A 19,532-nucleotide genomic window follows, 5' to 3' on the forward strand; every position below is an offset into this window, starting at 1 on the left:
GCCGTCACACCCAGACGACCCGAACCTGCGGAGTGAGCCTCCCACCCGCGCCGAGGTGGCCGAGCGTGAGTGCCCCCTCGAGCGGTCCGCCGACGGGCTCGACGATGGTGACGTGCGGGTGCAGGCGGGCGGTTTCAGTACGGAACCCTTCCACGAGGTGGCTCCCGACAGCCGTCACTCCCCCGGTGAGTGCGATGCGCACCGTCGCATCGGCGTCGGCTGTCCGGGCTGCGGCGACTGCACTGCGGGCAGCTTCCTGTCCGGCCTGTCTGAGCAGTCCGGCCGAGGCAGTGTCACCGGTGCGGGCAGAGTCGGCGATGTCGGCGGCGAATTCGGCGAGCAGTCCGGCCCGATCACCCCGGGTGTAGAACTGTCCGGGCCAGGAGGCGGGAGGCCCGAAACGGCGGGTGGCCGCCTCGAGCAGTGCACGCCCGTGCTCATCGAGTCCGTCATGGGTGCGCAGGGCGAGTTCGAGCCCGTGACGTCCCAGCCATGCTCCTCCCCCGCGGTCGCCGAAGAGATGCCCCCACCCGTCGGCACGTGACCAGTCGGGCGACCACATTCCCGTCTCGTCCGGACCTGCGTGGGCGACGGCGATGGCTCCGGTGCCGAGCACGGTGATCGCTCCGCCGGTCCCGCCGAGGGCTCCGAGGTGCGCGGTCACGGCATCGATCGCGGCGACCGCCGGCACCCCGAAGTCGCTGGAGATGTCTGCGAGCGCATCCGAGGGATCCTCGGCCAGCGACGCGATGCCGGTCGCTCCGATGCCGATGCCGGTGACCTCGGAGAAACGATCGGCCCACGTCTCCGCGGCCGATCGCACGAGTACCCGCAGAACGTGGAGGACATTGCTGCCGCTCGGCCCGATCGCGATGCGGGGTCCGGTGAGCCGGTCGATGATGCGCGGGCTGGGACCGGGGCCGGCCGCGGCGGCACCAGCGTCGCTGCGAGAGTCATGGCCGACACGGGCGGACGGGTCGGAGGTCATTTCGCCGAGGGCGGCCCGACTGCCGGTGCCGCCGATGTCGATGCCGAGGACGAGACTCATGCGCCCACGGGGCCCGGGCCGGTGAGTTCGGCGATCGCGGCCCGAACCGAGCCGTCATGGGACTCCAGGCTCGACGCGCCCGGGCGGGGGCCACCTCGGCGAAGGAGACGACGAGCGCTGTCTTGAGATCACCGTCGCAGCGCTCGAGCAGTTCCCTGGCGTCTACGTCGTCGAGGTCCGCGGCCTCCCTGAGGATGCGCACGGTGCGCTCGCGCAGCTTCTCGTTCGTGGCGACGACGGAGACCATGAGGTTGTCCCAGGTCCGGCCCAAGGCGACCATGAGTGCGGTCGAGAACCCGTTGAGGGCGAGCTTCTGCGCGGTGCCCGCCTTGAGCCTGGTCGAGCCGGTGATGACCTCGGGGCCGGTGTCGAGCAGGATGTGATCATCGGCGTGCACGGCGACGGGGGCGTGCGGGTTGTTCGAGATGAGCACGGCATGAGCACCGGCCGTCCGCGCCGTCTCGAGCGCCCCGCCGACAAACGGGGTCGAGCCGCTGGCGGCGATGCCGATGGCCACATCGTCGGGTCCGAGCTCGGCCCCGGCTGCGCGTCCGTCGGCTTCGGAGTCCTCGGCGTTCTCGACGGCGTTGACGAGCGCGGCCTGTCCGCCGGCGATGTGCCCGACGACCCGGCCGGGTTCGAGGTTGAACGTCGGCAGCAGCTCGCTGGCGTCGAGGACACCGAGGCGACCCGAGGTGCCCGCACCGAAGTAGTGGACGCGGCCGCCTCGGCGCATACGCTCTGCCGCAATGTCGACGAGGCGGGCGAGCTGCGGCAGGGCCGCGGCGACCGCGTCGATGACCGTATGGTCCTCGGTGTTGAGGACCCGGAGGACGCCGAGGGTGTCGAGCTCGTCGAGACCGGCGCTGCGCGGATTGCGCTGCTCGGTCGGCGACAGCGGACGTGAGGCCTGCGACGCTGGGCCCGCCGGGTCGGATCCGGTCATGCGCGGCCGCTTCCTTCCACCTCGGCGACGGGGGCATCGGTCGATGCGGGCGCGGGATGGCGCAGGGCGAGCAGCCCGCCGACGATGAAGGTGACGATGACGCCGAGCAGCGGGTACCACTGCCAGGCCACCCACACCTCGCCGGTCACGTACTTCTCCATGACGAAGAAGAACGCGTTGACGGCCACGGCCAGTGCGAAGCCGATGTTCGCATCCATGGCGTTCGCGCGCTTGTTGACGATGCCGAAGACGAAGGCGCCGAGCAGCCCGCCGTACGTGATGCCGGCGATGCCGAGGGCGAGGATGACGATGCTGCCCTCGTCGGATTGGAAGACGGTCGCCGGGAGGATGAAGGCGATGCCCCAGCCGATCGTCGCCCAGCGGCCGACTCTGAACCCCTGTTCGTCGGTCATCGGGGTGCGCTTGAGCTTGTTGTACACGTCGTTGACCGTCGAGGACGACAGCGCCGACAGCGACGAGGACAGGGTCGACATCGCGGCGGCGAGGATGCCGGCCAGCAGCAGTCCCGAGATGCCGGTGGGCAGACCTTCGATGATGAACTTCGGGAAGATCTCGTCATCGCGGGTCAGCCCCAGGTCCGCCGGCAGGGCGTGATCGTAGTAGGCCCAGAGGGCGAGGCCCACGGCGAGGAAGATCGCGAACTGGACGACCACGACGATGCCGGACCAGATGAGCGCCTTCTGCGCCTCGAGCTTCGACCGGCACGACAGCAGCCGCTGGACGATGAGCTGGTCGGAGCCGTGCGAGGCCATCGCGAAGACCGCGCCGCCGAGGACGGAGGGGATGAACGAAGCGTCTGCGGAGATCGGGTTGCCCTCGAAGACGAAGATGTTCGTCTTCCCGGCCTCGACCGCCTCGGCGAGCCAGCCGCCGCCGATCGAGGCGGAGATGATGATGATCGCGAGGATGCCGCCGAGGACGTAGAGGAGCATCTGGGCGACATCGACCCAGACCACGGCCTTGATGCCGCCGATGAACGTGTAGGCGATCGTGACCAGGGAGAGGACGACGATGATGACGAAGTAGTTCGTGTGGATGCCGAGTCCGTCGAGGATGACCTTGACCGGGATGGCGCAGGCGAGGACGCGGATGCCGTCGGCGAGCAGACGGGTGAAGAGGAACGTCACCCCGGCCGTGGTCTGCGTCGATGAGCCGAAGCGTTTGCCCAGGTAGGCGTACGCGGTGACCATCTCGCCATCGTAGTAGCGCGGGAGCATGAAGTAGGCGACGATGACGCGGCCGAGGATGTAGCCCAGTCCCAGCTGCAGGTAGTTGAGGTCGCCGAGGTAGCTCATCACGGGGATGCCGATGACGGTCAGTGCGCTCGTCTCGGTGGCGACGACTGACAGGCACACCGCCCACCACGGCAGGTCGCGACCGCCGAGGAAGTAGCCTTTGAGGTTCTTCTGCTTTCCGCTCAGCGCCAGTCCCAGCCACGCCGTTGCGACGAGATAGGCGATGATCACCAGGAGGTCGATGATCTGCATGTGTCTCTCCTTGTCAGAGGCTTGATAGAAGGGTCGAGTGTGGGGATCGGTCTGGGTCCGGCTTGGGGTCGGTCTAGTCGGCCAGCCGCAGCCGGGTGGGTCGTCGATGGAGGGGTTCGGGCAGGTGCAGCGGAGTCGCACCGGGGGTGAAGCGTCCGGCGATGCGCGGGCCGGCCGCCCCGGTCAGGCTCGGTTCGGTGCCGTCGAGCCCGTGCCAGCTCAGCCAACCGATGAGCGCCATGAGCAGTGCCTCCTTGCTTCCTTCGGGCAGGCCGAGAGCAGCATCGGTGCTCGTCAGCTCGACGTTCTCGCCCAGCTCTTCGCCGAGGCGGCGCATGAGTTCGGGATTGCGGGTGCCACCTCCGGAGGCGATGACGGTGGTGACGTCGTAACGACAGGCCGCCTCGGCGATGGTCCGCGCGGTCAGCGCCGTGACCGTAGCGATCTGATCATGCTCGCCGAGGTGGGGGTGGGCGTCGAGGAATTCGTCGAGGTACGCCGCGTGGAAGAGCTCCTTGCCCGTCGACTTCGGCGGTTCCTGCCGGTAGTAGGGCTCGGTGAGGAGCGCGGCGAGCAGGTCATGATCGACTCGCCCCTCGGCGGCGAGCGCACCGTCGCGGTCGCAGGTGCCTGCCCCTCCGGTGATGCGGCGAGCGAGGATGTCGATCAGGGCGTTGGCCGGCCCCGTGTCGAAGGCGATGGGATCCTGGCCCGGAGTGATGACGGTGATGTTCGCGATCCCGCCGAGGTTGAGCACCGCGGTCGGGGTCTCGACGTCGCCGAGGAGGAGGCTGTCGAGGAGGCCGACGAGCGGGGCGCCCTGACCGCCGGCGGCGACGTCGCGGGAGCGGACGTCGGAGAGGACTGGTGTACCGAGCGCCTCGGCGATGAAGGCAGGCTGGCCGAGCTGCAGGGTCGCGGTGACCTGCCCGTCGGTGATGTCGTGACGGACGGTCTGCCCGTGGGAGACGACGAGGTCGGGGGTGACGGCGGTGTCCCGGCAGAGCTCGGCGAGCGCCTCGGCGGAGAATCGACCGAGGCGCCCGTCAACGCTGCTGACCAGGGACAGGGGCATGTCGGCGGGTTCGAGGAGGCGGAGGATGTCGGCGTGGAGTCCCTCGTCGAAGGAGGTTTCGCGCTCGGCGAGGACGCGCACGGTCAGGGTCGTCGGGTCCGCGCCGACGAGGTCGGAGCCGACGGTGGGGTCGGGGAGGAACTCGGCGAGGACGAGGTCGAGCCCGTCCGCCGAGGTTCCGGTCATGAGTCCGGCGATGATCATGGCTGGTCTCCTCCGGTGGGGGCGGGGGTGGTGCAGTCGGGGCCGGGGGTGGTGCTGGCGGGGGCGGGGACGGAATCAGCGGGAATGACGCGGTCGGGGACGGTGAGTTCAGTGCGGATCTTGTAGCGGTCGCCGCGGTAGACGGAGCGCACGAACTCGAAGGGCACGTCGTCGGTGCCTCGGGAGGTGCGTTCGAACAGCAGGGCCGGAGAGTGTTCGGGGACGCCGAGGTGGTTGGCTTCGGCGGCGTCGAGGAGGGTCGGCTCGATCGTCTGGACGCTGTGGCTGAGACTGATGCCGAAGCCCTGCCGAAGCAGTTCGTAGAAGGACTGGTCCTCTAGGTCACCGGCGCTCAGCCCGGGGACGAGTGCGGAGGGGATGTGGAGTTCTTCGAGGGCGATCGGTTCGTCATCGGCCAGACGGAGACGCAGGATGGCGATGACGTCGTCGCTCTCGGCGAGGTGGAGCCGCCTGCCGATGTGCGCACCGGCGGCGACGGTGTCGAAGCTGAGGATGTGGGAGCCGGGGCGCATTCCGCGGGCGACCATGTCTTCGGTGAAAGAACTGGCGGCGAGCGGCTGGTCGAGCTTCGGGCCGAGGGCGAAGACTCCGGTGCCGTGCCGTCTGCGGACCATGCCTTTGGCGACGAGTTCGTCGATCGCTCGACGCAGGGTCATCCGCGAGATGCCGAGAGTCTCGGCGAGCTGCCGTTCGGGCGGGAACTGCTCGCCGGCGGCCATGCCTTCGAGGCGGTCGAGGAGCTGATCGCGGATGGAGTGGAATTTCGTCACGACACCATTGAGGCACACGACACACTCAATTTCAAGACCACTGGTCTATTTTGCATCTTGGCGTCGGACTCCCCCGCTGCTCGTCCCCTCCCGATCAGCGGCTCACACCTCTCGATCAGCGAACTACTCTCCTCGATCAAGGCGCAGCGCAGTCATCGAGCGGTCGACGACTCCACAGACGCGCTGCCGCTTGAACGAAGAACAGCACGCCGCCTGCCCCTCTCGATCAAGGCCGGGCGCAGTTGTGGAGTGGTCGACGAGTCCACATCTGCGCTGCCGCTTGATCGACGCAGAGCAGCCGTCCGAAACCGTCATCTGATCGACGAAAGCCAAGCTCGAACGTCACCCGCGCATGCCTCCTTTCGGGCACTGAGGTTCATTCCGGGTAGACGTAGGCTTCGAAACGTGCAGGCAAGCGCGAACGCTGCCAGTCCAGTTCGTGCGTGAGCGCCTCGCCGGACAGCGCCTTGCGGGTATAGCGGGCGATGTTGCGGGCATGTCCGCCCATGTGAGCGATCGCGATCGCCTGGCCGCAGGCTCGCGCCACCGCCGAGGCTGCCGGATCTTCGCAGTCACGCGCGGCATCATGACATGAGAAGGCCCGCTTCCGCATCGGCCCGACTGCCAGGTCACCTGACCGGAATTCGGAGATCGCGTTCAGTGCGCGTTCGAGTCGATCGTCCGTCGGGCGATGCCGGGCGAAGATCGGCAGAAGACGGCGGAGACACCGTTCTGCCCACTCAATGAGTTCTCGGCGGTCACCTTCGGACAGAGTCAGGTCCTCGACATCAGGGGCTGAAAGCGAGGACTTCGTCATACCTCCTCACGCTACGTCATCGACCCGAGGGTCGAACAAGGAATCGCCAAGACGCGAGCGTGACGATGAGAGCGACCATCGTCAGCATCGCTGAGACCCCGACAGGAGCGAGCACCCCCGAACTGGCTGTCAGTCCGAGTCCTCCGAGTATCGGCCCTGCAGCAGCTCCGAGGTTCAGCGCGGCAGTCGCGTAGGACCCACCCATCGTCGGCGCCGCCGAGGCTGCATGCAGCACCCGGGCGATGAGAGTGCTGCCCACCCCGAACGTGAGGACACCCTGCACGAGGATGAGCATAAAGAGCAGACCGTGCTCCGACGCGAACAGGATCAGCAGAATCCACCCAGCCAACAGAGACGGCATCCCGAGAGCGAGAACGAGTCCGGGCCGACGATCGGACAGTCGCCCGGCCATCGTCACGCCGAGGAAGGACCCGAGGCCGAACATGACCAATGCCGCTGAAACCCAGACCTCGGACAGCCCCGCCGACTCTGTGACGATCGGCGCCAGGTAGGTCAATACGGCAAAAGTGCCTCCGTTGATGAGGGCACCCACCATCATCGTCAGCGCCACCTGCGGTGCCGCCAACTGCTTGAGTTCAGTACCGAGACGGGGAGAGAGTTCGTCATCTTCGACTGTTCCGGTCATCACGTGACCCGGGTTGATGCCACTGACGATGCCGACTGCGGCGATCGCACTGAGGACGACGATCGCCCAGAAGGTCGCCCTCCAGCCCGCCGACGTTCCGAGCAGCGCTCCGAGTGGAACACCCGCGATGGTGGCGAGGGTTGTGCCGGAGAGCAGGATTGAGAGCGCACGGCCCTTGAGGTTCGATGGCACGAGTGCCGTCGCCGTGCTCAGCGCGACGGCGAGGAACCCTGCGTTCGCGAAGGCGCTGAGGACGCGGATGACGAGCAGGAGCGTAAAACTTTGGGTGAGGGCTCCGACGGCGTGGCTTCCAGCGAAAATGAGAACGCTGGTCGTCAGGGTGATTCGTGGCGGCCAACGACGGGCGAAAGCGGCCATGAGCGGGGCGCCGATGACCATCCCGATTGCAAAAGTCGAGGTCAGTAGGCCGGCGGTACTGAGTGGGACATCAAGCTCTGTGGCGATTGCGGGAAGCAGGCCCGCGAGCATGAATTCTGAGGTGCCCATGACAAAGATCGCCAAGGCAAGCATGTAGAGGGCAGAAGGCATCGAATACTCCGAGGTGAGAGAACAGAAGTGGGCTCTTCTGGCCACCACGGCCAACGCTCGTACAGGTGTGGATCGCACCAACACCGTTGGTGAGTTGTGCGTCTATCGATGAACGGGGCTGGCGGCGTGGCCGGCAGCCCCTGACCTGTCTGACTCGGGACTCGACATGGTGACGAGTCTACAGAGTCCGGTGCCCGACACCGACCTCGCGACCTCCGAACAACTCCCCGCTCGGCACCTCTCGCTCAAGGCGCAGCGCATCCATGGAGGCGTCGACGACTCCACAGACGCGCTGCCGCTTGATCGACGGACAGCAAGCCGTGCGGCACGCCTCGATCAAGGCGCAGCGCACGTACAGAAAGGTCGACGACTCCGAATCCGCGCTACGGCTTGATCGACGGAACTCAGATGAAGAAGAGTGAGAGCAGGAACGCGAAGATGAGGCCGAAGACGCTGACGAGGGTCTGGACCATCATGTGCGTCTTCGTCGCTTGGCCCAGCGTCATGCCGAAGCTCTCCTTGACGAACCAGAATCCTGCATGGTTGACCCAGTTGAGTCCGATCGAGCCCGAGCCGATCGCGATGACGACGAGAGAGACGTACGCGGCCGAGTGATCGCCGATGAGCGGGGCGACGATGCCGGTCGCCGAGGTGATGCCCACCGTCGCCGAACCGGTCGCAAACGACAGCAGGATGCCGATGAACCATCCGAGCAGCACAAGGTTCATCTCCAGATGCGAGGTCGCGCCGACGACCGCATCGCCGATGCCCGAGTCCCCCAGCACCTCGTTGAAGGCTCCGCCGCCGCCGATGATGAGGATGACTCCGGCGATGGACTTGAGGCTCTCACCGAAGGAGCTGCGGATCCGCTCCCCGCCCATGCCCGAGGTCCAGCCGAGTGCGATGGCGGCGAAGACGACTCCGGCGAGCATCGCGATGACCGGGTTGCCGAGCACCTCGGCGACGGGTTCGAACGACGAATCCGGGGCCACGAGCTGCACGACAGTATGCACGAGCATGAGCACGACGGGCACGAGGACGGTGAGGAAGGCGAGCCAGATGGGGATCGTGCGCAGGGGACGATCGGCCACCCCTGTCTTGTGGCTGGCAGTGCGCTGTCCGGTGTACTGGTCGATGAGGTCATCGCTCGGTTCGAGCTTCACCCGCGGGGCGATCCAACGCGCGTAGACGGGGCCGGCGAGGATGACCGTGGGGATCGCGCAGACGAGCCCGAGCCCGATGGTCAGCCCGACGTTCGCGCCCAGCCCGGAGACCGCGATGAGCGGGCCGGGATGCGGTGGGACCATGCCGTGGAGGCAGGCGAGCGCGGCGATCGCGGGCACGAGGATGCGCAGGTACCACAGCTTCTTCTGCCCGGTCTTCTCCTCCAGCTGCGAGGCGACCGCGTAGATGACGGGGATGAGGACGACGAGGCCGACCTCGAAGAACATCGGGATGCCGATGATGAAGGCCACGCCGGTCATGATCCACGGCGCAGCTCTCGGTGTGGAGTGGTCGATGACGAGGTTCGCGATCCGCTGGATGGCTCCACTGTCGGCGAGCAGACGACCGAGCATCGCGCCGAGAGCGACGACGACACCGGTCTCGCCGAGGGTGTCACCTGCTCCCGCGATGAGGGTCTCGGGGATCTTGCCGATCTCCTCACCGGCCGCCAGCGCGGTCAGCCCGGCGGTGATGAGCAGCGCCAGGAAGGGATGCAGCTTCGTCTTCCAGTTGATGAGGAGGATGAGCAGCGCGATCGACGCGAAGAGGAGCGTCACGAGGTATGCGGTTGAGCCAAACACTGGGGCAACGTTACGCCCCCTGCCGCACGGGTCGGACAGAGGGGTTCCCTACAGAGTGGTTCACGGCAGAGACCCGGAGGGGTTCACTCCGGACACTTGAGTCCCTAGCATGGGTCCATGACTGCATATACCGGACAGAAGCTGCTCGACGCACTCGATTCCCACGGGCTCGGCGACTGGCAGGGGTTGCCGGACTGCATCAAGGCCCGGTTCCTCACCGGGGACTTCGCGACCGGCCTCGATCTCGTGGCTGAGATCGGATCCCGCGCCGAGGCGGCCGGCCACCATCCCGATGTCACGCTCACTTTTCCTCACCTCGATATCCGCCTGACCAGCCACGACACCGGAGCCGTGACCGAACGCGATCTCGACCTCGCGGGACAGATCAGCGAGGCGGCCGCCTCGGCGGGGGTGAAGGCGGACCCCGATGCACCGGTCGTCCTCGAACTCGGACTCGACACAGCGCACCAGGATGCGATCGCTCCGTTCTGGGCGGCACTGCTCACCGGCGATGCGGGCAACGCCTCCGGCCCCGATGTCGTCGATCCGTCCGGGCAGGTCCCGCTGCTGTGGTTCCAGGAATGCGAGGAGCACGAGGTGCCTCATCAGCGCCTGCACGTTGACATCTCCGTGCCGGCGGCCGTCGCCTCAAAGCGGATCCAAGCCGCGGTCGATGCCGGCGGCACAATCGTCGATGAGGAGGAAGCGCCCTCGTTCACCGTGCTCGCCGATGCCGATGGCAACCGCGCGTGCGTGTGCACGCTCGCCGCTCGCCAGTAGCGCACGTGCGCCCGTAAGCTGGGACACGACCTCTTCCACTCAGCTCAGGAGAATGCGTGTACCAGGCCGCGGAGAACCGCTACGATTCGATGACCTACCGCCCGGTCGGACGCTCCGGGCTCGCCCTGCCCGCCCTGTCACTGGGGCTGTGGCACAACTTCGGCGATGATGTCGCCTTCCAGAATCAGCGCGACATCGTCCGACGGGCATTCGACCTCGGCATCACGCATTTCGATCTGGCGAACAACTACGGTCCTCCTCCGGGCTCGGCCGAGACGAACTTCGGTCGCCTGCTGCGCGAGGACCTCGCACCCTACCGCGATGAGCTCATCATCTCGACGAAGGCCGGCTGGGTCATGCACCCCGGCCCCTACGGCGGTCCCGGAGGCAGCCGCAAGTACCTGTTGGCCAGCCTCGACGCGTCTTTGCGCCGACTCGGCCTCGACTATGTCGACATCTTCTACTCCCATCGCCCCGATGCCACGACCCCGCTCGAAGAGACCATCGGCGCCCTCGACACCGCAGTCCGATCGGGTCGCGCACTGTACGCGGGTATCTCCTCCTACTCTGCTGCGGACACCGCTCGCGCCTCTCAGATCGCTCGCGATCTCGGCACTTCGCTGCTCATCCATCAGCCCTCGTACTCGATGGTCAACCGGTGGATCGAGGACGATGGACTCCTCGACACGACGAGTGACGAGGGCCTGGGCGTCATCTGCTTCTCCCCGCTCGCGCAGGGCCTGCTCACCGACAAGTACCTCCGCGGAGTGCCCGAGGACTCACGTGCCGGCAAGGCCACGCCCTCGTTCAAGGACGGGTTCCTCTCCGAGGACAACCTCGCCCGCATCCGCGGACTCAACGACATCGCTTCCGCCCGCGGGCAGTCGCTGGCGCAGATGGCCCTGGCCTGGGCACTGCGTGACTCTCGGGTGTCCTCGCTGGTCATCGGGGCCAGCCGGTTAAGCCAGCTCGAGCACAATGTCGCGGCGCTCGACACGGCTGAGTTCAGCGACGAGGAGCTGCGCGCCATCGACGAATTCGCCGTCGACTCCGGCGTCGACATCTGGGGAGACGCCCGCCGCAGCACCGCGGAGTGAGTCCGGCCGACCCCGGCCCTGCCAGTCCCGTCGGCCCGGGTCGGGCCCGTCGGCACGGTCAGCTCTGCAGTGACCTGGCTATGTCGAGCAGCCACCCGGTCCGGTTCCGCCACGCCGGGCGGAAGGCATAGACACAGGCGAGCCGGATGAGCGTGACTCGCTCGTACACCCTCACCCGAGCCGGGTCGATTCCCGCCGCCGAGGCGGTCCTGGCGATCTCGTCGATGACCGCGGCCGCCTGGGCAGTGGTCCACAGATTCTGCTCGGTGCGCCAGAGCGCGTGTGCTCTCAGGTTGCCGAGGTCGAGTGCGCGTTCGCCCCGGCAAGCGGTGTCGACGTCGAGCAGTCCCGGTCCGGCGACCGGATCCCACATGATCTGCTTATCGTGCAGGTCCCGATGGATGAGGCCGAATGTGTCGTCCCTCGCCGAGGTGGCCCCGCCTTCAGGCTCCGTTGTGTGCTCGGTCGTTCGTTCCCGGGACGGGCCGCCGATGAGTTCGGCCGAGACCTCGACGATGAGTTCGTCGAGCTCGCCGGCTCCAGCGGCGAGCACGGGCAGTGCGCGATCGCGCCACGTTTTCAAGACCTCGACCTCGGCGGCGGCATCGTGGATCGGCACTATCGACTGCGACGCGGAACCGGACCCGGGAACGAGTCCGGGACCGGGCCCAGATCCGGGTCCGGGTCCGGATCCCGCCTTCGCCCAGGCGCCGAGCGCCTCCGCCCAGGCCCGTGCCCAGTCCGCACCGAGCGCGGCAGGGTCATGGAGTTCGACTCCGGGCACCGCACTGAGTACGACGGTCGAGGAATCCGACCGCAGCACCTGCGGGAGGGCGAACCCGGGGATGAAGCCCTCCGCCCTCCGCTGCCCGGTGAGGACATCGTCGGCTCTGCCCTCGCGGACACTTTTCGCGAAGCTGCCGTCAGGCAGTTGGACGACGGCACGCTTGCCCGGTCGGTGCGAGATCAGTCGACCACCCTCTTCGAGCAGGCCGGCGAGACCCGGCAGCTTCGGATCGCTGTCCGCTTCAAGGAGTCTCAGACCCGATTCGTCGAGGTAGCCTGCCCGGATCCCGAGGTCGGAATCCACTGCCTCCCACGCGATGCGACCTGGCCCGGCGGGCCACGCCCTGCGCACCGGGCATTCCGTCCCGCCGATCGTGACCGTGCCGGGGATGTGCATTGCGGCATCGTGGTCGAGATTCGTGCTCACGTCGGTTCTCCTCCTGCGTGTGCGACCCGAGCATCTGCGGCTAGGGCATCGGCGCCTATGGGGCGTGCGACGTCGCCCATAGAACCGTCACCCAAGGCACTGCGCGCCGCATCGATGATCCGCATCGTCTCGGCTTGCCAGGTCTTCGAACAGCTGCGCCACGGTTCGAGCCCGGCTACGACCAGCGCCCAGGCCGTCCACGCGCCGAGGTCGACGTCTGTCCCGCCGGCCGAACGATAGCCGTAGAGAAAGGGGTGTTCGAGGTCGTGCAGTCCGGGATGACGTCGGCACGCGGCGACCCACCGGCCCAGATCCATCCCGATCGGCCCGATCGCGGATCGGTCGAGGTCGACGATCCGCCACTCGGAATGACAGACAAGCACCTGATCGGGACTGAGGTCACCGTGGATCTCCCGCAGTTCCCACTCCCCCGAGTGCCCGTCACTCGGCACGCCGTTTCCACCGGCGCCGGGTCCACCGGCGTCGACCTGTCCTTGCAGACGCCGTCGCAGTCCGACACGGAGTTCGTCGAGGTCTGGTCCGCGTTCCGGCACCAGGCGGGCAAGGGTTCGAACGGTATCCTCGGCCTGGTCGATCGGGTCGTCTGTCACCCGTTCATTCACCGGCTCCGGCTCTGCCCGGTGCAGTTCGGCGACGATCATGCCGACCTCCTCGGCCACGCTCGGGTCCGGCAGCTCACACAGGTCACCAGTCCCCCACCAGGGCGAACGGGTCGCAGTCTGACGCCGACCGATGAACTCGACCGGCAGGCTGGGCAGCTGTGCACGCTGCCACCGGTCAGCCGCCTCGGCGAGGTGGCGTTGAGACCCGGCACCGATGCGCACGAATTCCGGCGGCCCGTCGATCGGAGTGTGCTTGAGCAGCAGCCGTCGTGCGGGGTTGTAGCCGATGATCTCGATATCCCCGCCGAGGTGGTCGAGCGCCCGCACGATGTGTTTCCCGATCCGGGGATCAGCGAGCACCCCGCCGCTGATCAGCACAGCACCGGTCGCACCCGCCGCCCGCGGATCGGCGGCCTCGTGGACGGTCAGTTCCTGCCCGTTTCGGGCCGCTCGCCGCTGTGCGTTGGCGAGCTTGTCCGGACTCGTCATCACCGCTGTGAAACCCCAGTCGGCGAACGCGCCGAGGCGACCGGCCTCCTTCCGCCGCCACGCGACGATGACGCTGCGCCCCGGTTTGATGCGGATGCGAACCGGCCGGACTGCGAACCCCAAGCGCCGCGACAACGCGGTCGCCGAGCGCAGCTGACCGACGTAAGGCAGATTCGCGAAGTCCGCGTCCACCTGATCACAGCTCGTCGCCGTCATGAGGAGGCTCCCATCTGCACGGGTACGCTCGCCGAGTCATCGGACTGCGAACGGATCCACCTGGCGAACCGAGTGCCCGCATCGGCGGCGAGAGCGTTCGGCGCTCCGTCCTCGACGATCCGCCCGCCCTCGAGCCACACCACGCGATCGAGCCCGCGGATCATCGCCACGTCGTGGCTGATGACGATGCTCGTGCGGCCCTGTGTGAGAGCGGAGACGGAGTCGGCCACCTCGGCGCGGGTCTGCGGGTCGAGACCCGTCGTGGCTTCGTCGAAGACGACGACCGGGGCATCGCGGACCAAGGCTCGGGCGATGGCCAGGCGCTGCCGCTGCCCACCCGAGAGCGTGTCCCCACGATTGCCGAGTTCGGTGTCGTAGCCCTCGGGAAGGGCCCGGATGAACTCGTCGGCGCGGGCCGCGCGGGCGGCAGTGACCACCTCGGCGTCGGTGGCGTCGAGCCGGCCGTAGCGGATGTTCTCCCGCACGCTCGCAGCGAAGAGCACGGACTCCTGGAGGAGGACGGACACATTTTGGCGCAGCGAGGCCCGCGTGACGTTGTGGGTGTCGTAGCCGTCGAGGTAGATCGATCCGGAATCCGGCTGACTCAAGCGCAGCAGGCAGCTGACCAGGGTGGACTTACCCGCCCCGGATGCCCCGAGGATGCCGATCTTCTGTCCGGCGGGGATGAGCAGATCCAGATCGTCGAACAGGGGCCGGCCGTGACCGTCGGCCGAGTTGATGCCGGTGAAGACGACGTCTCCGGAGACCGGGCCCATGGTCACCGCACCCGGGGCGTCGGCGATCTCGACGGGTTCGTCGAGGAGATCGGCGATCCGCTCCCCCGAGGCGGCCGCGCGGGCGATGCGGCCGGTGTACTTGGCCATGTCCCGCAGCGGCTTCATCGCGATCTTGAGGTAGAGGAGAAAGAGGACGAGGTCGCCCGGGGACATCGATCCGCGCAGCACCTGCCACCCGCCGAAGGCGAGCACGAGTGCCTGCGAGATGCCCACGAGAACATCGGTGGAGCGTTCGAGTCCGGCGGCCAGACGGCGTGCCCGGACTCCGGCCTGGAGTGCCCGTTCGTTACCGTCGGCGAAGTCGCGGGCCACGGTCTTCTCGAGCCCGTAGGCCTGGACGACGCGGATGGCGCCGAGCGCCTCGGCGGCGGATCCGACGAGCCTGCCCTCGCCCTTGCGGGTCGAGCGGGAGGCTCGCGTGATCTTCGGAGTCGTGACCTTCGACAGCAGCCCGTACACGGCGGCGGTGGCGAGCACGATCGCGCTGAGCACAGGGTCGAGGATGACCATGACGACCAGGAGCACTGCCAGGGTGACGACGTTGCCGACCAACGGCAGTCCCGCTGTCACGGCGACCTCCTGCAGGCGTCCGATGTCGCCGACGAGCCGCTGCGAGGTGTCCCCGATCGACGCTTTCGAGTGGTACCGCAGCGACAGGGACTGGACGTGATCGAACACGCGTGAGCGCAGCTGGGTGGCCACACGGGCGCCGACGAGGGCGAAGCAGATCGTCGATGCGTAGTTCGCCGCAGCCCGTCCGCCCACGATGACGGCGAGGCCGATCGCTACGACGGCGAGCGTCGTGCCGACGCCTGCATCGAGGCCGAACGTCGGGGCGATCTGTGCGCCGAGGGCCGCGGTGACGGCGTCGACGGCGAGCTTGATCGGCCAGGGTTCGAGGATGCGGAAGACGACGTCCGCCAACAGTGCAAGCATGCCGCCGACGATCAGCCACGTGTGCCCGGGCAGATGCGGGGTGATGATCCGCAGGGTGCGCCGCAGCGCGGAAGCGGAGATGTTCTTCGCGCTCATGCCCTCACCGCCGTGGTTCGGATCTCCACCGGGGCCTCCGCAGGCTCCTCCACCGGCGCGAGGATCTCCCGACACCGCTGGGTCCAGGAATGGCGGGCCAGCGCTTCGGACCGAGCACGCGCACCCATCTCGGCCCGCAGATCGCCATCGTCGATGAGCTTCTGCAGGGCCCGGGTGAGGTCAGCAGTGTCGGTCGGGTCGGTGAGGATTCCGGCTCCGGATTCGGCGAGCACACCGGGAATCGCTCCGACCGCCGAGGCGACGACGGGCAGTCCCGCAGCCAGATACTCGTAGACCTTGAGCGGGGAGAAGTAGTTCTCCCCGGCCGGATACGGGGCGACCGCGAGGTCGAATTCGCGCAGCGCCGCAGGCACGGCCTCGGGGGCGAGCGCACCGTGGAAGTGCACTCGACCGGTCAGATCGAGTGCACGCACCTGTGCCTCGAGCGCTTCGGCTTCGGGTCCGCGACCGACGATGTCGAGGCGGAAGTCCCCGGTCAGTCCGGCGCAGGCGGTGATGAGTCGATCCGTGCCGTGCCAGGGTTTGAGTGTGCCGACGAACCCGATCCGGACCGGTCGCTGCACGCTGGGACCAAGCCCGCGTAGGCCCATGTCGCCGAGGCGGCCGTGGCCGGGTCTGCCGTGATCGCCCTGCGGGGTGATCCGTTCCGTATTCACTCCATTGGGGACGACGCTGACGTCGTCGAGACCCGGGTAGTCCGTGCGGACCCAGTCGGCGATGAGTTCACTCACGCACACGATGCGGTCGGCTCCGGCGAAGCTCGCCGCAGTGGCGCGAGCGGCATGCTCGGCGTGGACGAGGCCGCGGTGGGTCCGCTGTTCGTCGAGCAGAGGTGCGTTGACCTCCATGACGAGCGGAACCCCGAGGCGTTCGCTGATGCGGGCGCCGGCGGTGGAGAACAGGGAATACCGTTCGTAGACGAGGTCGAACCCCGCCTGCCCTGCGGCTGTGGTCTCGGTGACCAGGTCGGCGAGCATATCGGACAGGCGCAGCAGCGCGATCTCCCGCTGAGAGCGGTCGAGTCCGCGCGGCACCTCGAGTCGAGTGACATCGAGGTCGGCGAGGTCTGCGGGAATGTCGTCGTCGGTGCGGGTGCAGAACACGCTGACCTCGTGGCCGAGAGCCCGGAATGTGCGCACGACCTCTTGGACGTGGACGCTGGCACCTTTCGTGCCGAAGACCCCGACGCCGGGGTCGAGGAGGACATAGGCGATTCTCATGAGACTGGCTCCATCTCGGTCTGATGTGCGGTCGATGGCGCGGCAGCGAGCGCCGCTGCGTCGGCGAGGCGAGCGAGTTCGCGGGCTTGAACGGTCGAATCGTGCATTCGGCAGACTCGGTCGCGGGCGGCATCGGTGATGGCGCGGATGTCCGCGGGATTCGTACGGAGGGCGACGGCCACCTCGGCGATGGTGGAGGCGATGTTCTGCTCATCGGACCCATCGATGAGCCACCCCGTGCGGCCGTGGTCGATGACCTCGGGCACGGCCGTGACCGCCCCGGCGATGCACGGGATCCCGGTGGCCATGCCCTCGAGGAGCACGGTGGGCAGGCCATCGGCGTTGCCGTCAGAGCCGATGACGAACGGGACGACGAGGAGGTCGTGGTCGGTGAGCATGTCGCGGACCTCGGCCTGGGTGAGCGCCCCGTGGAAGGTCACGAGGTCATCGAGGCCGAGCGTGCGGGTCCGGGTCTGCAGATCGCCCTCGAGCGGGCCGGTGCCGACGAGGTCGAGCCGGCAGGTGGTCCCCTGCGCGCGGAGGAGCGCGAGTGCGTCGAGCAGGTGGGCGAATCCCTTCTTCTCGACGAGGCGGCCGACCGCCAACAGCGAGGGGACCTCGTCCGCTCCGGGACGCGCCGTTCCGGGTGCGTTCGGTACGGTCCGGCTCTGCGCGGGATCCGACGCGGCGTCTTCCGGTCCGCCCTGCCGTGGCCGGTAGGGGAAGCGGTCGAGTTCGAGGCCGTTGCGCACGACGACGACCCGATCGGCGAGTTCGGGGCCGAGCACCTGAGAGAGGTAGCGCCGGTTGAAGTCGCTGATCGCGATCACATGGTCTGCGTCGGCAGTCTTGCGCGCCAGATCGGTGAGCACCACGTCCTCGTGGAAGATGTCCTTCGCGTGTGTGGTGAACGAGTACGGGATGCCCGTGAGTGCCGAGGCGGCCCTGGCCACGGTCGTCGCCACCGAGGCGAAATGCGCGTGGAGGTGGGTGACGTCGTGGTCGAGCGCCAGCCGAGCGAGGGTGAGCGCTTGGATCGCGTCGTCGTGGTCGAGTTCCGCCAATTCGCCGAGGCGGCCAGGCAGGGTCGCGGCCAAGTGCTGATCCGCTGCGACCTCGGCGAAGGTCTGCCAGAAGCTGCGGGCGCTCGACGGGCGGTCGATGTGGATGACCTCGGCGCGGACGCGGGAGAGTTCGGGGTGGAACCGTGTGTCGGTGCTCGGCCGCAGGGAGAAGATCACGAGGTCTTCGCCGGCGGCCTCGCGGGCGAGGATCTCGGAGACGATGAAGGTCTCGGAGAACCGCGGGTACATCTTGAGCACATAGGCGCGACGGCGGGCAGGCCGTGAGGCGGGCGGCTGTGATATGGGGGTCGCCTGGACCGGGTGTGTGGGTTCCAAGGTCGTCGGTGTCGTGTCAGACAGCATGGCTGGTCTCCTCGAATGAGGTGGGCAAGTGGTCCGGCATGGCCGCGGGCTGGCCCGCGATGAGTTCGGCAGCCAGCCGGGGAACGGCGGCCAGTCCTCTCAGGTCGATGTGTGAGCGGTCGGTCCGCGCTCCGGCATGCGCTGCGAACCAGTCACCGAGCGCTTCGGCATCGAGGCAGTCGATCGAGCGGGTGTCGACCGCTTCCGCCGCCGCCAGGGCGAAGGCTCGCCTGGGCTGTTCGGCCCGGTGGCCTTTGCGGGGAACGACGAGGGCGGGGGTGCTGGTGGACATCAGCTCGGCCAGCGTGTTGTACCCACCCATGCACACAACCGCCTCGGCGGAGGCGACGAGTCCGGGGATGTCGTCACTGTGGCGGATGACGGTGGTGTCCTCAGCTGCGCGGGCACGCAGCCTGTCGAACTCCTCGGCATCCATCTGCGGTCCGGTGACGATGAGGTGGCGGTGCCCGTCCGGGGGTCTCGCGTCGACGGCGACGGAGGCGAGACCGCCGCCGTCGGAACCTCCGCCGAGGCAGGTGAGGACGAAACGGTCGGACCTGACTGCCGCCGGCGCGGCACCACCGTCATCCGGGCGGTGGTGAGAGAGGTAGCCGGTCGTGAACGCCTTGGCAGCCAGCACGGCGGGAACCTCGCCCGTGGCCCGCGGGTCGTAGACGTCTGCGTCGCCGTAGATCCAGACAGCGTCGAATGCCTCGGCCACACGGTTCGCTCCGCCGGCTCTCTCCCATTCGGCGGCGATGACGGATGGGGTGTCGAGGACTTCGCGCAGGCCGAGGACGGTGCGGCACCCGTGGACGCGGACCTGGTCGATGGCGGCGCTCAGCTCACCGCCGATGCCGAACGGGTGCCGGTCGACGATGAAGAGCTCGGGTCGCTGTTGGTCGAGGATCGCCGAGATCGCTGCGGTGCGCAGAGCGCTCAACCCTGCCATCGAAGAGGCGAGCGCTCGCGGGGCATAGCCGCCGCCGGCGGGAGTGACTCCGGGCAGGATCACCCAGTCCCAGCCTGCCGGCAGGTCGAATCGCGCGGCCTCGGGGCTGCTGGCGATGAGCAGCCCGGAGACCTTTCGGCCCGTCAGTTCAGGCAGCTCACGGTCCAGGGCGAAGGCCAGCGCGCGATTGCGCCGGATGTGGCCAAGTCCCAGCGAGTCATGGGAGAACAGTGCGATTCTCAGTCGTCTTCTCATGCATCTCAGCCTGTCGGCTGC

Annotated in this window: 16 protein-coding genes; 2 read left to right on the forward strand and 14 right to left on the reverse strand. The window is 68.0% G+C overall.

Going from position 1 to position 19,532, the window contains the following annotated elements; all coding sequences use genetic code 11:
- Positions 1–4: 4 nt before the first annotated feature.
- From GUY23_RS15745 to GUY23_RS15780, 8 genes are all read right to left on the reverse strand, one after another.
- Complete coding sequence (locus tag GUY23_RS15745; RefSeq protein WP_166974001.1) at positions 5–1,048, reverse strand: BadF/BadG/BcrA/BcrD ATPase family protein; 1,044 nt, start codon at positions 1,046–1,048, stop codon at positions 5–7.
- A complete protein-coding gene (murQ, locus tag GUY23_RS15750; protein WP_228282447.1) occupies positions 954–1,994 on the reverse strand; it encodes an N-acetylmuramic acid 6-phosphate etherase in 1,041 nt (346 codons plus the stop codon). The genes GUY23_RS15745 and murQ overlap by 95 nt, the downstream gene beginning before the upstream one ends.
- Complete coding sequence (locus GUY23_RS15755; RefSeq protein WP_166974003.1) at positions 1,991–3,502, reverse strand: sodium:solute symporter; 1,512 nt, start codon at positions 3,500–3,502, stop codon at positions 1,991–1,993. Before GUY23_RS15755 ends, murQ begins: the two co-directional genes overlap by 4 nt.
- Before the next feature lie 73 nt (positions 3,503–3,575).
- On the reverse strand, positions 3,576–4,781 hold the full coding sequence (locus tag GUY23_RS15760) for an anhydro-N-acetylmuramic acid kinase (protein ID WP_166974006.1): 1,206 nt from the start codon (positions 4,779–4,781) through the stop codon (positions 3,576–3,578).
- On the reverse strand, positions 4,778–5,572 hold the full coding sequence (locus tag GUY23_RS15765; protein WP_166974008.1) for a GntR family transcriptional regulator: 795 nt from the start codon (positions 5,570–5,572) through the stop codon (positions 4,778–4,780). Before GUY23_RS15765 ends, GUY23_RS15760 begins: the two co-directional genes overlap by 4 nt.
- 376 nt (positions 5,573–5,948) lie before the next feature.
- Positions 5,949–6,389: a putative immunity protein gene (locus GUY23_RS15770; RefSeq protein WP_166974011.1), complete on the reverse strand. Its 441-nt coding sequence runs from the start codon at positions 6,387–6,389 to the stop codon at positions 5,949–5,951.
- Between the two features lie 16 nt (positions 6,390–6,405).
- Complete coding sequence (locus GUY23_RS15775; RefSeq protein WP_166974013.1) at positions 6,406–7,584, reverse strand: Cmx/CmrA family chloramphenicol efflux MFS transporter; 1,179 nt, start codon at positions 7,582–7,584, stop codon at positions 6,406–6,408.
- Positions 7,585–7,988: 404 nt separating this feature from the next.
- Complete coding sequence (locus GUY23_RS15780; protein WP_166974016.1) at positions 7,989–9,389, reverse strand: GntP family permease; 1,401 nt, start codon at positions 9,387–9,389, stop codon at positions 7,989–7,991.
- Between the two features lie 117 nt (positions 9,390–9,506).
- Between GUY23_RS15780 and GUY23_RS15785 the strand changes: the two genes are divergently transcribed.
- Both GUY23_RS15785 and mgrA read left to right on the forward strand, forming a co-directional pair.
- Entirely contained in the window at positions 9,507–10,169 is a 663-nt protein-coding gene (locus GUY23_RS15785; protein ID WP_166974018.1) for a VOC family protein, read from the forward strand.
- A 56-nt stretch (positions 10,170–10,225) separates the two neighbouring features.
- Positions 10,226–11,266 (forward strand): L-glyceraldehyde 3-phosphate reductase, encoded by a 1,041-nt coding sequence (gene mgrA, locus GUY23_RS15790; protein WP_166974021.1) that lies wholly within the window; start codon positions 10,226–10,228, stop codon positions 11,264–11,266.
- Between the two features lie 58 nt (positions 11,267–11,324).
- Here mgrA and GUY23_RS15795 read toward each other — a convergent pair whose 3' ends face one another.
- The 6 genes from GUY23_RS15795 to GUY23_RS15820 are packed head-to-tail and all read right to left on the reverse strand — an operon-like array spanning position 11,325 to position 19,511.
- Positions 11,325–12,479: a phosphotransferase gene (locus GUY23_RS15795; RefSeq protein WP_166974023.1), complete on the reverse strand. Its 1,155-nt coding sequence runs from the start codon at positions 12,477–12,479 to the stop codon at positions 11,325–11,327.
- Positions 12,476–13,807 (reverse strand): phosphotransferase family protein, encoded by a 1,332-nt coding sequence (locus GUY23_RS15800; RefSeq protein WP_166974025.1) that lies wholly within the window; start codon positions 13,805–13,807, stop codon positions 12,476–12,478. Before GUY23_RS15800 ends, GUY23_RS15795 begins: the two co-directional genes overlap by 4 nt.
- A complete protein-coding gene (locus GUY23_RS15805; protein ID WP_166974028.1) occupies positions 13,804–15,636 on the reverse strand; it encodes an ABC transporter ATP-binding protein in 1,833 nt (610 codons plus the stop codon). The genes GUY23_RS15800 and GUY23_RS15805 overlap by 4 nt, the downstream gene beginning before the upstream one ends.
- Positions 15,633–16,877, reverse strand: a complete 1,245-nt coding sequence (locus GUY23_RS15810; RefSeq protein WP_166974030.1) for a glycosyltransferase family 4 protein — start codon at positions 16,875–16,877, stop codon at positions 15,633–15,635. Before GUY23_RS15810 ends, GUY23_RS15805 begins: the two co-directional genes overlap by 4 nt.
- Positions 16,874–18,304, reverse strand: a complete 1,431-nt coding sequence (locus GUY23_RS15815) for a glycosyltransferase family 4 protein (protein WP_166974033.1) — start codon at positions 18,302–18,304, stop codon at positions 16,874–16,876. The genes GUY23_RS15810 and GUY23_RS15815 overlap by 4 nt, the downstream gene beginning before the upstream one ends.
- Positions 18,294–19,511: a glycosyltransferase family protein gene (locus GUY23_RS15820; protein ID WP_166974035.1), complete on the reverse strand. Its 1,218-nt coding sequence runs from the start codon at positions 19,509–19,511 to the stop codon at positions 18,294–18,296. Before GUY23_RS15820 ends, GUY23_RS15815 begins: the two co-directional genes overlap by 11 nt.
- Positions 19,512–19,532: the final 21 nt, after the last annotated feature.

The organism is Brevibacterium atlanticum, from assembly GCF_011617245.1.
GTDB lineage: Bacteria > Actinomycetota > Actinomycetes > Actinomycetales > Brevibacteriaceae > Brevibacterium > Brevibacterium atlanticum.

Coding starts and splice junctions, on each gene's coding strand:
- murQ (WP_228282447.1), bottom strand. CDS start 1,994: ATGACCGGATCCGACCCGGCGGGCCCAGCGTCGCAGGCCTCACGTCCG.
- GUY23_RS15755 (WP_166974003.1), bottom strand. CDS start 3,502: ATGCAGATCATCGACCTCCTGGTGATCATCGCCTATCTCGTCGCAACG.
- GUY23_RS15820 (WP_166974035.1), bottom strand. CDS start 19,511: ATGAGAAGACGACTGAGAATCGCACTGTTCTCCCATGACTCGCTGGGA.
- GUY23_RS15805 (WP_166974028.1), bottom strand. CDS start 15,636: ATGAGCGCGAAGAACATCTCCGCTTCCGCGCTGCGGCGCACCCTGCGG.
- GUY23_RS15815 (WP_166974033.1), bottom strand. CDS start 18,304: ATGCTGTCTGACACGACACCGACGACCTTGGAACCCACACACCCGGTC.
- GUY23_RS15760 (WP_166974006.1), bottom strand. CDS start 4,781: ATGATCATCGCCGGACTCATGACCGGAACCTCGGCGGACGGGCTCGAC.
- GUY23_RS15770 (WP_166974011.1), bottom strand. CDS start 6,389: ATGACGAAGTCCTCGCTTTCAGCCCCTGATGTCGAGGACCTGACTCTG.
- GUY23_RS15745 (WP_166974001.1), bottom strand. CDS start 1,048: ATGAGTCTCGTCCTCGGCATCGACATCGGCGGCACCGGCAGTCGGGCC.
- GUY23_RS15810 (WP_166974030.1), bottom strand. CDS start 16,877: ATGAGAATCGCCTATGTCCTCCTCGACCCCGGCGTCGGGGTCTTCGGC.
- GUY23_RS15800 (WP_166974025.1), bottom strand. CDS start 13,807: ATGACGGCGACGAGCTGTGATCAGGTGGACGCGGACTTCGCGAATCTG.
- GUY23_RS15775 (WP_166974013.1), bottom strand. CDS start 7,584: ATGCCTTCTGCCCTCTACATGCTTGCCTTGGCGATCTTTGTCATGGGC.
- GUY23_RS15785 (WP_166974018.1), top strand. CDS start 9,507: ATGACTGCATATACCGGACAGAAGCTGCTCGACGCACTCGATTCCCAC.